We start from the raw sequence: 13546 nt of genomic DNA, 5'->3' as shown, positions 1-13546 counted from the left end.
GCACGGGCACTGGGTCAAGGTGCGGCTTGGTGTGCACCGGCTTGGAGTTGCGCTTGCGTTGGCAGCCACAGCACGATCAAAGCGCTGACACAGGCAATGGCCGACATGGTCAGCATCAAACTGGTGAAGCCCGACGCCTTGATGAAGGGCCCCAGCAAATACACCGCCAGCGAGCTGATGCCAAACGACACCGCAATGCGCACGCCGCTCACGCGCGAGCGCATCGAGTTGTCGATGTAACGCACCACCATGGTTTCGTTGAACGGGATGGACGCAAACACCGACACCATGTACACAATGGCCGCCGCGTACCACAGCCAACCCGTGGTGTGGGCAGCCGCATAAAACACCACGATTTGCATGGCCAAAATGCCCAAAAACAAGGGCTTGACCGCCACCTTGTCGAGCAAGCGACCCACCACCAATTGGGCCAGCGAGGCCACCGCATAAATGCCAGCCAACAAAAAGCCCAGTTGGGCCGGGTCGGTCACCAAGCCATCCAAACGCTCGACCATCAATTGGCCATTGCCATTGGTGGTGAAGTTGAACAACAAGCTGCCGGTGGTGGCGCTGGCCACCATGACCACAAAAGTTCGGATGGCCAAGTTCCTGGGCAAATGCACCTGGGTAGCGGCTTTGCGCGCCGGGGCCGCATGCTCAGGCGGCGCACAACGGGCAAACCAAAAACCGCAAGCGATGGACACCAACCCCGGCACCACAAAAGCCATGCGCCAGCCAAAGTACTTGACCAGCAAACCAGTGGACAAAGCCGCCAAGGCAATGCCCAAATTGCCCGACAACCCATTGATGCCAATGGTGCGCCCAGGGGTGGGCGAGTTTTGCACCAACAGCGGTATGCCCACCGGGTGGTAGATGGCAGAAAACGCGCCCAAGACTGTCAAGGCCACGCCCATTTGCCAAGGGCTTTGGGTCAGCGCCACGGCAATGGCACTCAAACCAATGCCATGGAAAAAAATCAGCATCATGCGCCGCCGCCCCCACAGGTCGCCCCACCGCCCGGCCGGCACCGAGGCCAGGCCAAACATCACAAAAGCACCCGTGGTGTAGGGCATCAAGTCTTCCCAGCGCGCCACGCCAAAGTCAGCGGCAATGGCCGCCACTGCAGTGGCGAAGATCAACAAAAACAAGTGATCCAAGGCATGGGCGAAGTTCAATAGAAAAGCGGGGGTGCGGTTCATGCGGGCCATTGTGAACGAATTCACAGCACCAGATCGACTGCAAAAGAGGCGTTGAAATCAGGGTTTTCAAACCCCCCTTGTCGGCGCAATGGATAACCGCGCGGATTGCACACCACCCGCGTGCCGTTCAACAAATAATCAAAGCTGCTGTGCGTGTGGCCATGCACCCACAGCGCAGCGCGGCCCATCCAGTGGTCTAAATCAGAGCCAAACGCAGCACTGCCCACATCTTGCTGGTACATGGGGGCCGTGGATTGGAAGCTGGGGTAATGGTGGGTGATGACCACGGTTCGCGCTGGATCGGCTTGATCAAGCGCTTGATCAAGCCACGCCCGGCTGCTGCGGTGACGCACCCAGGTGTCCATGGGCTGCAAGCTCCGCGTGCTTGCCTTGGATGGGTCGTCCGGGTCGGAATCGATGGCAATGGCGCGGTAATCCACCATGGTTCGCTTTGCCGCTGCCATGGCCGCGTCCCGGGTATGGGCACCAAACAATTCAAAATCAGTCCACAACGTGGTGCCCAAAAACTGCACGCCCCCCACCAAAACACGGTCGTTTTCTAACAAGTGCACATCCTGAATGCGAGCTTGTTCACGCATGCTGTCCAGGGTGTGGGTCCAATGCCCGTCGTACAGCTCATGGTTGCCCGCCACATAGACGATGGGTTTGTCGGGAAAGGTTTGTCTGGCCCACGCCAGGCCTTGCGGGCCCACATGGATATCGCCCGCCAAGACCACCAGGTCCACGCCCTGGTCGATGCGTTGCTGGCCCTGGACGGCTTGAAACGGGGCAAATTCCACATGCAAATCAGACAAGACCAACAAACGCATGACAGCAACATCCTATCTACGGTGAAAACCCATTCACTTTGGCTTGGTTTGAACCTGAGAGACGCCCTAAAGGTCTTACCCGGGTGAGTCCCCATGTTCATCGGCAGGGGCCATGCTACCCTTTTGCATGCCCCACACACCCGCACCCGCCGAGTGGATTGACTCGCGCCACGCTGTCCACCGCTTGTTGATGACCTTGGTCATCACCACCTTGGGCTGCAGCCCCATGTATGTGGTTTCGGTGGTGTTGCCGGCGGTGCAAGCCGAGTTTGGTGTGGGACGTGCCGATGCCTCACTGCCCTACACGGTGATGATGGTGTGTTTTGGTTTGGGTGGCATTGCGATGGGCCGCTTGGCCGATCGCATCGGGATACAAAAGGTCTTGTGGCTGGGCTCGGTGGCCATCGTGCTGGGTTTTTTGGCCGCTGGCATGGCCCCCAATATTTGGCTGTTCATCGTAGCCCACGGCTTGTTGCTGGGTTTGCTGGGCAGCTCGACCACCTTTGCGCCCTTGCTGGCCGATACCTCGCTGTGGTGGGACAAACGCCGAGGGGTGGCGGTGGCCGTGTGCGCCAGCGGCAATTACCTGGCGGGCAGCATTTGGCCCACGCTGACCCAATGGGGCGTGGAGCAATGGGGTTGGCGCAGTGCTTACATTGTGCTGGGCTTGGTCTGCGGTTTGGGCATGGCCGCACTGGCCTTTGGCATGCGCCAACGCCCCCCTCTGCTCGGTCCAACGGTGGTGTCCGCCAGCGGCCAAGCCTTGACATCCGAACGTCCCTTTGGGATGAGCGTGGGTGCCGCCCAAGCCTGGCTGTGCTTGGCGGGCCTGTCATGTTGCGTGGCCATGGCCATGCCCCAGGTGCACATCGTGGCGTATTGCGCCGATCTGGGGTTTGGGGCGGCACGCGGGGCGGAGATGCTCTCGCTCATGCTCGCTTGCGGAATTGCCAGCCGCTTGGTGTCGGGGGTGATTTGCGACCGCATTGGCGGCATGCGCACCCTGATGCTGGGCTCGGCTTTGCAAGGCATCGCCTTGTTGATGTTCATCCCGTTTGACGGGCTGGTGTCGCTCTATGTCATATCGGCTTTGTTTGGCTTGTTCCAAGGCGGCATCGTGCCGTCCTACGCCATCATCGTGCGCGAGTACTTTCCGCCGGCGCAAGCCGGTCAGCGGGTGGGCGCGGTGATCATGGCCACCATGCTGGGCATGGCCCTGGGCGGCTGGATGTCGGGCATGGTGTATGACCTCACCGGCTCTTACCGCGCCGCCTTCATCAATGGCGCGGCCTGGAACCTGCTGAACGGTGCCATTGCCTGGGTGCTGTTCATGCGGGTGCGTGCCATTCAACGCAGCGTGCATACTTGACGGACTGAAACCTTGCCACCCCAGATTGGATGCATCATGAATGCTGAAAAACCCCCGTTTAAAGTTCTGCGCTTGGACCACGTGGTTTTGGCCGTGAGCGACCTGCAGCGCGCAGAAAATTTCTACACCCAACTGCTGGGTGTTCAGGTGGAACGCCGCTTGGACAAACCGGTGCTGGTGCAACTGCGCGTGGGTGAGAGCTTGCTCGATCTGGTGCCGGGCTCACCCCACCCGACCCAGCGCAATATGGCGCACTATTGCTTTCGCGTCGACCCGTTTGATCCGGTTGCCATCACCGCTCACTTGAGCAGCTTGGGCGTTGCGGTGGTGGCCAGTGGCGAGCGCTATGGCGCCGATGGCCATGGTCAATCCATCTACTTGCGCGACCCCGATGGCAACGAGTTAGAACTCAAAGGCCCGCCGGTGCGGCGTTTGGACGGCACGCCCATCCCTTGAGCGCGCCCCTTCTCAAGGCCGTTATGACTTGGACGACCTGACCGCCACGGTCATGTCACCGATGCCCGCAAAAGAGGTGGTGATGACGTCACCCGGGTGCACTTGGGCCACGCCCTCGGGCGTGCCGGTGTAGAGCAAATCGCCAGTGCGCAAGCTGTAGAAGGAAGACGCGAACTCAATCAAGTGCGGGATGTCCAAAATCAGGTCGCGGGTGTTGGCCTTTTGGCGCAACTCGCCGTTGACGTGCAAGCTGAAGTCCATTTGGTCGGGGTGGGCAATCTCATCGGCCGTCACCAGCCAAGGGCCAAGCACGCTGTATGAGTCCACCGATTTGCGCAAGCTGCGCTCCTCTGGGCCACGCACCGTCATGTCCAGGCCGCTGGTGTAGGCCGCCACATGGCGCATGGCGTTGGCGCGGCTGATGTTGCGCCCCCCTTGGCCAATGATGACCACCAACTCAGCCTCGTGGTCGTTGCGCCGATCCAGGTGCTCAATGGCCACGCCTGCGCTGGGCCCCACCAAGGAGCTGGTGGCTTTGAGGAACAAGCCAATTTTTTGTATCTCGATGACTTGGTTGTTGTGGTGGATCTCCACTTGTTCGCGCGCTTCGTCCAAGTGCTTTTGGTAGTTGACCGGTGCGGCCACAATTTTTCCGGGGTTGGCCACTGGGGCGAGCCAGGTGCGCCCGGCCAAGGGCAGGGCTTTGGCCGTGGGGGCCAAGCGGCGGATTTCGGCACACACCGCATCGAGGTGGGCGATCAAGGGGTCGTGCAGCGGTAGCGGGTAACCCACACGCGGCAAGATGTCCAGGGCAGCGGTCACATCTTTGACCTGATCGCCTTCGACCAGGCCCAAACGGTTGTCATCAAAACGGGCAATTTTCACAATAGGGTCCAGATGGGGTTAAAAAATCATCCAACAAAAAGGGGAACTCAGCCAATATCCATCGAAGAGCCTGATGGAAACTTGTGGCTGGCCATGCGGATGACGTAAACGCTCAAGGCCAACAAAAACGTGGTGACACCCATGATGGCAATTTCCCACATGGTGTCACCTGAATGGGTGACCAAGTCGACCGTGTGGCGGGTCAATGCGGTGATGGCGATGTAGATCAAAAAGCGGATCGGCATGTGGTTGGTTTTGAAATAAATGCCCACCATGGCACCGATTTCCAAAAAGATAAACAACAGCAGCAAGTCCTGGATGGACGCATGGCGTTTGGTCAAAACAATATCAAACAAGGTGAAGCCCGCCGCCCATACCGTGGCGGCTCCAATGGCAAACAAGGTGATGCGGTGGAAGACACCCACCAAGATGTCGCCGTACTGGTCCCACTTATGAAAATTCATCTTCTCTCCAAGCTATGCTGTAGTTCAAGCATCATATAACGCTTGGGTGCTGGGCGCGCCAGCGCCGCAACCACTCCAACCCGGTGTGTGTGGCCCCGGACTGCTCGCCACGTGCGGGCCGGTATTCGCAACCCACCCAACCCTGCCAGCCGCAGGCCTGAGACACCTCGTCAATCACTTCCAATATGTAGGTGTAGTTTTGTTCACCGGCGTCGGGCTCTTGGCGCTGGGGCGCCCCAGCGATTTGAAAATGCCCCACCCGCCCCGTCGGCAAATAAGCGCGCACTTTGGCGGCCACATCGCCCTCCACCACTTGGCAGTGGTACAAGTCCATTTGCACCTTGAGGTTGGGTTCGCCCACCTCTGCCACGATGGCATGGGCATCGGCTTGTCGGTTGAGAAAGTAATGCGCGATGTCACGGGTGTTGATCGGCTCAATGAGCACATCGCAGCCTTGCTGGGCGGCCAATCGCGCTGCCCAGCGCAGGTTGGTCATAAAGGTATCGCGCAAGGGCCCGCTTTCGCGCGCCAGCGGGCCATGGGTGTCACACGCATCAAAGGGTTGGGGGGCACGGCGATGGTCTTCGGGCACCAAACCGGCCAAGATGTGGATGCGCGGACAACGCAAGCGCTGCGCGTAATCCAAGGCCATCTCGATGCCCCGGCGAAATTCTTTTTCTTGTCCGGGCTGGCAGGCACGGCCACGCTCGCCCGCCGCCCAAGCGCGCGCCATGCCGGCGCGCTCCAAGCCACCCGCTGGCGTGTTGAACAGCACCTGCGCCAGGCCATGGGCCTGCAAGCGTGACTCAATCTCGCTGGCTTCATATTCATAGGGCGACATGTACTCCACCCCTGTGAAGCCATCGCTGGCAGCGGCCTCAAACCGCTCCAAAAAGGGCAACTCTGCGTACAGGAAAGAGAGATTGGCAGCGAATCGGGGCATGATTTATCCGTGTGGATCTGTCCAGTCACCGATTGTGCCGCTTGGGGCCACTTGACAGCGGTGGTGACGCTTCAGGTGAGTACGCTGCGTAAAACTTCGCGTTTTTTGTCGATGCCCATACCAGTATCAAAAAAGGTGGCGAACTGCCGTGCGGCGCGCAAAAACAATCGCGTGGGCACGCCATTTTGGTAGGGCAACACAAACTGGGTGCGAAACTGAGGCAAAGGTTTGGCGTCCACCGCTTCGAATGTGAGGCTGGCTACTTTTTCGTTGGCCTGGCCCACCAATTTCTTCAACTCGTCCATGTTGCTCCACTCTTGGATGTCGGCCGAAGCAAAAAACATGATTTGTTGGGTATCGCGCAGAATGCGGGTCCAAAATGGATAGGCATAACCACGGCTGGCCAAAATGTCGTTGTTGGCCTCTAAGCGGGCGTCTCCACGTTGCTTGTTGTAAAAGCGCAAGATGTTGTCGGGCGTGATGTCCACCGGCTTCCAAGTGGTGATGACGACATCTTCCGCCTGCGCCCGCGATTCTTCAACAATCTCCACAATCTGGGTGGACATGCGCGGCACAAAGTCGCGGTGCACGCTCATTTCGGTGAGGATTTTTCGCAACACCACCATCACTTCGTCAAACACCCCGCTACCCACTTGCACATCCAAGGGTGCCGATTGATAAGGCGACTCGCGGTAAACGCGGTCGGGTTGTTGCATGATGAAGGCCATGTAATTGATTTGGTCCTTCATCAAAATTTCCGGCGTGACATTGATGAAGTAGTGCCGAATATCGCGCTCCTCCACCACCGCCTCATGCCAAGCCGTGATGACCTTTTTCAGAAATGGCAAGCCGCCATACTGGTTTAAAAGTGTCAACATACGCGTTTCCCGATCCAATTCCTGAAATTTTTCACACCATGGGCATCACAAACCCTTGATGACTGACTGGCAATCTTACTGTCAAAAAATAAAAAGCCCATCGGAAAATGGGCTTGTGTTGACTTGGGCCAAAAACTTCAAGATTTTTTGGCAGGACTCGGTGCAGGTGCAGCGGTGGCCGTTGCAGGGTTGGGGTTGTATTCAAACTTGCCGGGGTCGGCGCAAGCCGGCGTCGCCATGGGCTTGCCCGCTTTGGCTTTGTTGGTGCGCTGCACATGGGCAGCCACTTTGTCTTGTGACTTGCACAACAAGAAACCATCCACCTTGCCAGCATGGGCGGTCTTGGCCGCCGCTTCAGCGGCTTTGGCCTTGGCTTCATCGCTGGGGGCGGGCAACTTGGCCCAGGCCGAGGTGGTCAACACACTGGCCAAAACCCAAACACATACTTTGTTCATGCTGCTCTCCTGTTCAAACTTGCACCGGCCCCGAGGTGGGCGCTGGACTGCGGTGGGCAGGGATCTTGCCTGCTTGGATATCTTCGTGCCAGAGTTGGTGGTGTTCCTTGGCCCAGGTTTCATCGACATAACCGGTGCGCATGGCTTGGTAAGCGCCTTCCATGCCCACGGTACCCATGTAGATGTGGCCCAAGAACATGGCCATCATCAAGACTGTGGCCACAGCGTGCACCATGTGGGCGATTTGCATCTCGCCGCGGGTGTAAACAAAACTGGGCAACAACTTGTCCAGGAACAAGCCCGAGACCACCACCACCACGCCCAGGGCAAACACACCGCCCCAGAACAAGACTTTTTCGCCGGCATTGAAACGGTGTGAGGGAACTTCCTGACCACCGAACATGCCACCGCCTTTGAGCAACCAAGTCAGGTCGCCCTTGCTGGGCAAGTTGTCTTTCACAAAGGTGAGAAACACCACCACCAACGAGACCGCAAACAACGGCCCGGCAAAGTTGTGGGCGTTTTTCAGCGCATAGGTGAGCCAACCAAACAAGGAGCTGCCCATGATGGGCAAGAGGAAAAATTTGCCAAAGGCCATGACCACACCGGACACCGCCAGGACACAAAAAGCGATGGCATTGGTCCAATGCGCGCTGCGCTCAAACGGTGTGAAGCGTTCGATCTTGCGACCCGTGGTCTGCCCGTGCAAAGCCATGGTGCCACGGCGCCAGTAAAAGATGGCCAAGGCACCCAGCACAATGACCAGCAGCGACCCGCCATAAGGAATGATCCAGTTGTTGCGCACTTGACGCCACGCCTCGCCCGCATTGGTCAAGCTCGAGCCCGGGTATTGAACAAAGGGCTGAACCAGGTTGCCCGCCTCAGGCGCTTGGCTGAGGGGAAGGCTGCTGTAACCCGTGGTGCCTTGACCCACTTGGCGCCACACCGGTGCGTTGTTGCCGGGTTGAACCTGGGCACGCTCGGCATTGCTTTGTTGCAGGTATTTGGGGTCGGCCGATGCCTCGACAGCCGCAGGTGGCGTGGCTGGCTTGTCTTGGGCGGCCACACCGCTGCACAGCCAGGGCAAGGCCCAAGCGATGGCCCAAATCATGGTGCGTTTCATGGTGTTTGGCCTTTGCTCAGTTGGATTTGGCGTAATCGTTTTGCCCGTCCTGGGCCCGGGCGCGCAATGCTTGCTCCCAACTGGTTTTGTCGCCCGCCTTCCAGCCGCCGTTGACAAAAGCAGCTGGCGCATTGCCGGTGCCGGTGAAGGGGGCGGCGTCGGACTTGGTACCCGAGATCTGGGGTTTTTCCATGCAAGCGCTCAGCCCCAAAGAGGCCACCAAAGCCACGGATAAAAGGGTTTTGCTCATGATTTGCCGCCTTGCTTGGCCGGTGCTTGACCGGGTTTGCTGCTGCCATAAGCGGTGCCCCAACCCCACACCTCAGCGCCCTTGTCGCGTTTGAGCACGCGGTTGCGGAAGATGTCGGCCACCACGTCACCATCACCGGCGAGCAAGGCCTTGGTCGAGCACATTTCGGCGCAAGCTGGCAATTTGCCTTCGGCCAAACGGTTGCGACCATATTTTTCAAACTCGGCTTGGCTGCCATTGGCTTCTGGGCCACCCGCACAGAAGGTGCATTTGTCCATCTTGCCGCGCACCCCAAACGTGCCCTGGGCCGGAAACTGCGGCGCACCAAAGGGGCAGGCATATGAGCAATAACCGCAGCCGATGCAGACGTCTTTGTCGTGCAAGACCACGCCTTCGTCGGTTTTGTAAAAACAGTTGACCGGGCACACCGCCATGCAAGGGGCGTCAGAGCAGTGCATACAAGCCACCGAAATGGACTTTTCGCCGGGCACACCGTCGTTCAAGGTGACCACCCGGCGGCGGTTCACGCCCCAGGGGACTTCGTGTTCGTTTTTGCAAGCGGTGACGCAGCCATTGCATTCGATGCAACGCTCGGCATCACAGATGAACTTCATGCGGGCCATGGGGATCTCCTATTCAGGTCTGGGGTGAGGGTGGCTTGGCTGCTGGGTGCGCTGTGCAACCGTCACGCCCGTTCAATATTGCAAACAGTGGTCTTGGTCTCTTGCATCATGGTGACGCTGTCGTAGCCATAGGTGGTGGCGGTGTTGACCGCCTCGCCCCGGACCACAGGTGCCGCACCATTGGGGTAATGCGCCAACATGTCAGCGCCTTGCCAACGGCCCGAGAAGTGGAAGGGCAAGAACACCGTGTCCGGACCCACCCGCTCGGTGACCATGGCCATGACCTTGATGCGCGCCCCCGTGGGTGTGCTGACCCACACTTGCTCGCCATTGCGCACACCGCGATCGGCGGCGGCTTTGGGGTTGAGCTCGACAAACATGTCTTGCTGCAACTCGGCCAGCCAGGGGTTGGAGCGGGTTTCTTCGCCGCCGCCTTCGTACTCGACCAAGCGGCCAGAGGTCATGATCAAAGGGTATTTCTCATGCACTTTGTCGGCGATGTTCTTGTCTTGCACGGTTTTGAACAAGGTGGGCAAGCGCCAGAAGGCTTTTCTGTCGTCGTGGGTCGGGTACTTGGCCATCAAATCAGGCCGGTTGCCATACAAAGGCTCGCGGTGTTGGGGGATGGCGTCGGGGAAGTTCCACACCACCGCCCGCGCTTTGGCATTGCCAAACGGGTGGCAGCCGTGGTTTTGCATGAACACACGGATCATGCCGCCAGAGCTATCGGTCTTCCAGTTTTTGCCTTCGGCCGCGGCTTTTTCGGCGTCATTGAGTTCGTCCCACCAACCCAGCTTTTTGAGCAGCACATGGTCCAACTCGGGGTAGCCGGTGGTGATGTCGGCGCCCAGCGAATGCGAGCCGTCTTCGGCCAACAAGCTCTTGCCCTCACGCTCCACACCAAAGTTGGCGCGGAAGTTACCGCCGCCGTCCATCACATGCTTGGAGGTGTCGTACAAATTGGGCGAGCCAGGGTGTTTGAGCGCCGGGGTGCCCCAACATGGCCAGGGCAAACCGAAGTAATCGCCGGTGAAGTCGTAACCCGTGGCCGCGTCTTTGCCGCCTTTGGCCTTGAGGGTTTTGACATCGAACAAATGCATGTTGCGCATGTGGGCTTGCAGCCGCTCGGGGCTTTGGCCGGTGTAACCGATGGTCCACACGCACTTGTTGATTTCGCGCAAGATGTCGTCGGGCACCGGCTCGTCCAAGCCTTTGACTTTTTGCATCTTGTAGTTTTTGACCAGCTCTTTGTCAAAACCCAGCTTTTGCGCCAGCTGGTACATGATCATGTGGTCAGAGCGGCTCTCCCACAAAGGTTCGATGACCTTTTCACGCCATTGCAAAGAGCGGTTGGATGCGGTGCAGGAGCCACTGGTTTCAAACTGTGTGGCCGCCGGCAACAGGTAAACCGCGCGGTTGGGGTTTTTGTCTTCGGCCTTGCCCGGCATGGCGGCCATGGCCGCAGTGGCCGATGGGTAGGGATCGACCACCACCAACAAGTCCAGCTTGTCCATGGCGCGTTTCATCTCCAGGCCACGGGTTTGCGAGTTGGGCGCATGGCCCCAAAAGAACACGCCGCGCAGGTTGCTGTCTTGGTCGATGAATTCGTTTTTCTCCATCACGCCGTCGATCCAGCGCGACACGGTGATGCCGGGCTTGCTCATCATGGCCGGGGCGGAAAAGCGGCCCTTGATCCATTCAAAGTCCACACCCCAGGTTTTGGCGAAGTGCTTCCAAGAGCCCTCGACCAAGCCGTAATAACCGGGCAGTGAGTCGGGGTTGGGGCCGACATCGGTGGCCCCTTGCACGTTGTCGTGACCACGGAAGATGTTGGTGCCGCCGCCGGACTTGCCCACATTGCCCAAGGCCAATTGCAAAATGCATGAGGCACGCACCATCGCATTGCCAATGGTGTGTTGGGTTTGGCCCATGCACCACACAATCGTGCCGGGGCGGTTTTCATGCAGCCATGTGGCCACTTTGATCATTTGCTCGGGCTTGACGCCACAGGCCTCTTCAACCTTGTCGAGCGTCCATTTGGACATCACATCTTCTTTGACCTTGTCCATGCCAAAGACCCGGTCGTTGATGTATTTTTTGTCTTCCCAGCCGTTTTTGAAGATGATGTGCAACAAGCCAAACAAGAAGGGAATGTCTGAGCCTGAGCGGATGCGCACAAACTCGTCGGCCTTGGCCGCCGTGCGGGTGAATCGCGGGTCGACCACGATCATCTTGGTGCCGGTTTCTTTGGCATGCAGCATGTGCAGCAAGCTGACCGGGTGCGCCTCGGCCGCATTGGAGCCAATGTACATGGCGACCTTGCTGTTTTGCATGTCGTTGTACGAGTTGGTCATCGCCCCATAACCCCAGGTATTGGCCACGCCAGCCACGGTGGTGGAGTGGCAAATGCGCGCCTGGTGGTCGCAGTTGTTGCTGCCCCAAAAACTCACAAACTTGCGCAACAAGTAGGCTTGCTCATTGTTGTGCTTGCTCGAACCCACCCAGTAAATAGAGTCAGGGCCACTGGTCTTGCGCAGCTCCAGCAATTTCTCGGAAATTTCATTCAGCGCTTGGTCCCAGCTGATGCGCTGGTATTTGCCATCGACCAACTTCATGGGGTGGCGCAGGCGGAACTCACCATGGCCGTGCTCGCGCAAAGCCGCACCCTTGGCGCAATGCGCGCCCAGGTTGATGGGGGAGTCAAACACCGGTTCTTGGCGCACCCAGACGCCGTTTTCCACCACCGCATCGACCGCACAACCCACCGAGCAGTGGGTGCAAACGGTGCGCTTGACTTCCACCTTGCCAGAACCGTCACCTTTGTTGGGGCCAGCAGCTTGGGACTTTTTCACCAAGGTCAGTTGGCTGGCGGCCAAGCCCACGCCCACGCCCAAACCCGAGCGGCGCAAAAAAGCGCGCCGGTCCATGGTGGGAATGGCCTGGGCCAAACCGCGCTGCAAACGGTGCACAAATGAAGAGCCTGCACGGGCGGTGCTGTCAGATTTTTTGGTGAGTAGCATGGGTGGCTCCGTTCAGACGCGGGTGGTTTGGTAGTAACGCTTGACGTGTTCGCTCAAGCTGTAACCGCCGCCTTTGGCCGGCGCGGCTGGCAGACTTTCGGTGTTGGGCACGGACGGTGTGTCCAGCGCCTTGACGCCTGCGACGGTGGCCACAGCCGCACTGGCCGCAGCCGCTCCCCAAAAAAACCCACGGCGGGAAGTAGATGGCTGGTCGTTGTTCATTCAATTCTCCAAAAAGAAATGGGGCGCTTCACGCCTCTGGCATGGCGGGACACGCCCGCTCGCCAGACTTTGGACATTTTCAGGCCTTTTGCAATCGAATTCATAAGGGGTTTGCCCAGGTACCCCCTCCAATTTGTAAGTTTTCATTCAGCCACATGCAGTCCTGAACCCTCTCCAAGTGTCAACCTGGGCTCAATCGAGCATGTCAAAACCCTGGGTTTCGACCTCAGCAAACGCCCTGAGCAAACCTGCCAAGGCCGCATAAAACTGGGCGCGCGGGTGGGCCTGCAAGGCGTCACACATGAGGTACACCCAGGGCTGCAGGTGGCGGGCAAAGAATTCTCGTTGGCGGCTCAGGTTGGCCACGGCGACATCATCGCCAGCGATCAAGTAGCGCATGGCCTCGCACAGATACGACACATGGTCCTCGGTTTCGGGCAAGCTTTCATCGCGGCTCAAGCCCAATTCGGCCAAATCGGTGCGCAAAGCGGCCAGGGGTTTCTCATTCAAAAAACCACTGAGGTGGTGGGACGCAAACAAATAGACCTCTGGCTGACCCAGGCCACCAAACAACGCATCGTGCTCATCGGCAATTTGCTTTTGGTTGCAACTTCGGGCCACGCTGACCAATTGACGCCAGGGCTCTTCCAAAAAGCCGCCCGCCGCGGGGGCTTGCGTCACAGCCACGCGCAGCTGGCTCAAAAAGGCCTCATCGGGGGCCGCATAAAAGAGGGTCGCTATCAACCCGTACAGCTCAGCGCGGGCGGTTTCTTCGTCCATGGCCGACGAGGTGGGCGGCGGGTTCAAGGGCAGGTTCATAAGGGTTGAA

15 protein-coding genes are annotated in these 13546 nt (G+C 58.8%); 2 read left to right on the top strand and 13 right to left on the bottom strand.

Annotation, left to right across the window (positions count from 1 at the left end):
- Nucleotides 1-14 precede the first annotated feature (14 nt).
- Entirely contained in the window at nt 15-1199 is a 1185-nt protein-coding gene (locus tag AC8GFZ_RS09340) for an MFS transporter (protein WP_506644607.1), read from the bottom strand.
- 20 nt (nt 1200-1219) lie between these two features.
- Entirely contained in the window at nt 1220-2029 is an 810-nt protein-coding gene (locus AC8GFZ_RS09335) for a metallophosphoesterase (RefSeq protein ID WP_506644606.1), read from the bottom strand.
- A gap of 127 nt (nt 2030-2156) precedes the next feature.
- On the opposite strand from AC8GFZ_RS09335, the gene AC8GFZ_RS09330 reads away from it, so the two are divergent.
- Nucleotides 2157-3398, top strand: a complete 1242-nt coding sequence (locus AC8GFZ_RS09330; protein ID WP_506644605.1) for an MFS transporter — start codon at nt 2157-2159, stop codon at nt 3396-3398.
- A 36-nt stretch (nt 3399-3434) separates the two neighbouring features.
- Nucleotides 3435-3854, top strand: coding sequence for a VOC family protein (locus tag AC8GFZ_RS09325; RefSeq protein WP_506644604.1), 420 nt, complete (start codon nt 3435-3437; stop codon nt 3852-3854).
- A gap of 21 nt (nt 3855-3875) precedes the next feature.
- Here the strand turns inward: AC8GFZ_RS09325 and AC8GFZ_RS09320 are convergent, their stop codons facing one another.
- From AC8GFZ_RS09320 to AC8GFZ_RS09270, 11 genes are all read right to left on the bottom strand, one after another.
- On the bottom strand, nt 3876-4739 hold the full coding sequence (locus AC8GFZ_RS09320) for a fumarylacetoacetate hydrolase family protein (RefSeq protein ID WP_506644603.1): 864 nt from the start codon (nt 4737-4739) through the stop codon (nt 3876-3878).
- Between the two features lie 47 nt (nt 4740-4786).
- Nucleotides 4787-5203: a phosphate-starvation-inducible protein PsiE gene (locus tag AC8GFZ_RS09315; RefSeq protein ID WP_506644602.1), complete on the bottom strand. Its 417-nt coding sequence runs from the start codon at nt 5201-5203 to the stop codon at nt 4787-4789.
- A 31-nt stretch (nt 5204-5234) separates the two neighbouring features.
- Entirely contained in the window at nt 5235-6146 is a 912-nt protein-coding gene (locus AC8GFZ_RS09310; RefSeq protein ID WP_506644601.1) for a hydroxypyruvate isomerase family protein, read from the bottom strand.
- A 71-nt stretch (nt 6147-6217) separates the two neighbouring features.
- Complete coding sequence (locus AC8GFZ_RS09305; RefSeq protein WP_506644600.1) at nt 6218-7024, bottom strand: hypothetical protein; 807 nt, start codon at nt 7022-7024, stop codon at nt 6218-6220.
- Between the two features lie 137 nt (nt 7025-7161).
- Nucleotides 7162-7479 carry a hypothetical protein gene (locus tag AC8GFZ_RS09300; RefSeq protein WP_506644599.1) on the bottom strand — a complete coding sequence of 106 codons (318 nt, stop codon included), beginning with the start codon at nt 7477-7479 and terminating at the stop codon, nt 7162-7164.
- A 13-nt stretch (nt 7480-7492) separates the two neighbouring features.
- Complete coding sequence (locus AC8GFZ_RS09295) at nt 7493-8602, bottom strand: formate dehydrogenase subunit gamma (RefSeq protein ID WP_506644598.1); 1110 nt, start codon at nt 8600-8602, stop codon at nt 7493-7495.
- A 16-nt stretch (nt 8603-8618) separates the two neighbouring features.
- Entirely contained in the window at nt 8619-8852 is a 234-nt protein-coding gene (locus AC8GFZ_RS09290; RefSeq protein ID WP_506644597.1) for a hypothetical protein, read from the bottom strand.
- Nucleotides 8849-9475 carry a formate dehydrogenase FDH3 subunit beta gene (fdh3B, locus tag AC8GFZ_RS09285; RefSeq protein WP_506644596.1) on the bottom strand — a complete coding sequence of 209 codons (627 nt, stop codon included), beginning with the start codon at nt 9473-9475 and terminating at the stop codon, nt 8849-8851. Before fdh3B ends, AC8GFZ_RS09290 begins: the two co-directional genes overlap by 4 nt.
- Nucleotides 9476-9537: 62 nt before the next feature.
- Entirely contained in the window at nt 9538-12495 is a 2958-nt protein-coding gene (locus AC8GFZ_RS09280) for a formate dehydrogenase subunit alpha (protein ID WP_506644595.1), read from the bottom strand.
- A 12-nt stretch (nt 12496-12507) separates the two neighbouring features.
- The gene (locus AC8GFZ_RS09275; RefSeq protein WP_506644594.1) at nt 12508-12717 is read right to left on the bottom strand and encodes a formate dehydrogenase; all 210 of its coding nucleotides are present in this window, start codon (nt 12715-12717) and stop codon (nt 12508-12510) included.
- 192 nt (nt 12718-12909) lie between these two features.
- Nucleotides 12910-13536, bottom strand: a complete 627-nt coding sequence (locus AC8GFZ_RS09270; protein WP_506644593.1) for a TorD/DmsD family molecular chaperone — start codon at nt 13534-13536, stop codon at nt 12910-12912.
- Nucleotides 13537-13546: the final 10 nt, after the last annotated feature.

Source organism: Limnohabitans rimovensis (SeqCode) (genome assembly GCF_965234775.1).
Lineage (GTDB): Bacteria > Pseudomonadota > Gammaproteobacteria > Burkholderiales > Burkholderiaceae_C > Limnohabitans > Limnohabitans rimovensis.
The sequence above is the reverse complement of the archived record's forward strand: the minus strand, read 5'-3'. Positions and strand labels throughout refer to the sequence as shown.

Bases quoted from the DNA above. Each gene is read 5' to 3' on its own strand.
- AC8GFZ_RS09340 (WP_506644607.1), bottom strand. From the start codon at position 1,199: ATGAACCGCACCCCCGCTTTTCTATTGAACTTCGCCCATGCCTTGGAT.
- AC8GFZ_RS09335 (WP_506644606.1), bottom strand. From the start codon at position 2,029: ATGCGTTTGTTGGTCTTGTCTGATTTGCATGTGGAATTTGCCCCGTTT.
- AC8GFZ_RS09330 (WP_506644605.1), top strand. From the start codon at position 2,157: ATGCCCCACACACCCGCACCCGCCGAGTGGATTGACTCGCGCCACGCT.
- AC8GFZ_RS09325 (WP_506644604.1), top strand. From the start codon at position 3,435: ATGAATGCTGAAAAACCCCCGTTTAAAGTTCTGCGCTTGGACCACGTG.
- AC8GFZ_RS09315 (WP_506644602.1), bottom strand. From the start codon at position 5,203: ATGAATTTTCATAAGTGGGACCAGTACGGCGACATCTTGGTGGGTGTC.
- AC8GFZ_RS09310 (WP_506644601.1), bottom strand. From the start codon at position 6,146: ATGCCCCGATTCGCTGCCAATCTCTCTTTCCTGTACGCAGAGTTGCCC.
- AC8GFZ_RS09305 (WP_506644600.1), bottom strand. From the start codon at position 7,024: ATGTTGACACTTTTAAACCAGTATGGCGGCTTGCCATTTCTGAAAAAG.
- AC8GFZ_RS09300 (WP_506644599.1), bottom strand. From the start codon at position 7,479: ATGAACAAAGTATGTGTTTGGGTTTTGGCCAGTGTGTTGACCACCTCG.
- AC8GFZ_RS09295 (WP_506644598.1), bottom strand. From the start codon at position 8,602: ATGAAACGCACCATGATTTGGGCCATCGCTTGGGCCTTGCCCTGGCTG.
- AC8GFZ_RS09290 (WP_506644597.1), bottom strand. From the start codon at position 8,852: ATGAGCAAAACCCTTTTATCCGTGGCTTTGGTGGCCTCTTTGGGGCTG.
- fdh3B (WP_506644596.1), bottom strand. From the start codon at position 9,475: ATGGCCCGCATGAAGTTCATCTGTGATGCCGAGCGTTGCATCGAATGC.
- AC8GFZ_RS09280 (WP_506644595.1), bottom strand. From the start codon at position 12,495: ATGCTACTCACCAAAAAATCTGACAGCACCGCCCGTGCAGGCTCTTCA.
- AC8GFZ_RS09275 (WP_506644594.1), bottom strand. From the start codon at position 12,717: ATGAACAACGACCAGCCATCTACTTCCCGCCGTGGGTTTTTTTGGGGA.
- AC8GFZ_RS09270 (WP_506644593.1), bottom strand. From the start codon at position 13,536: ATGAACCTGCCCTTGAACCCGCCGCCCACCTCGTCGGCCATGGACGAA.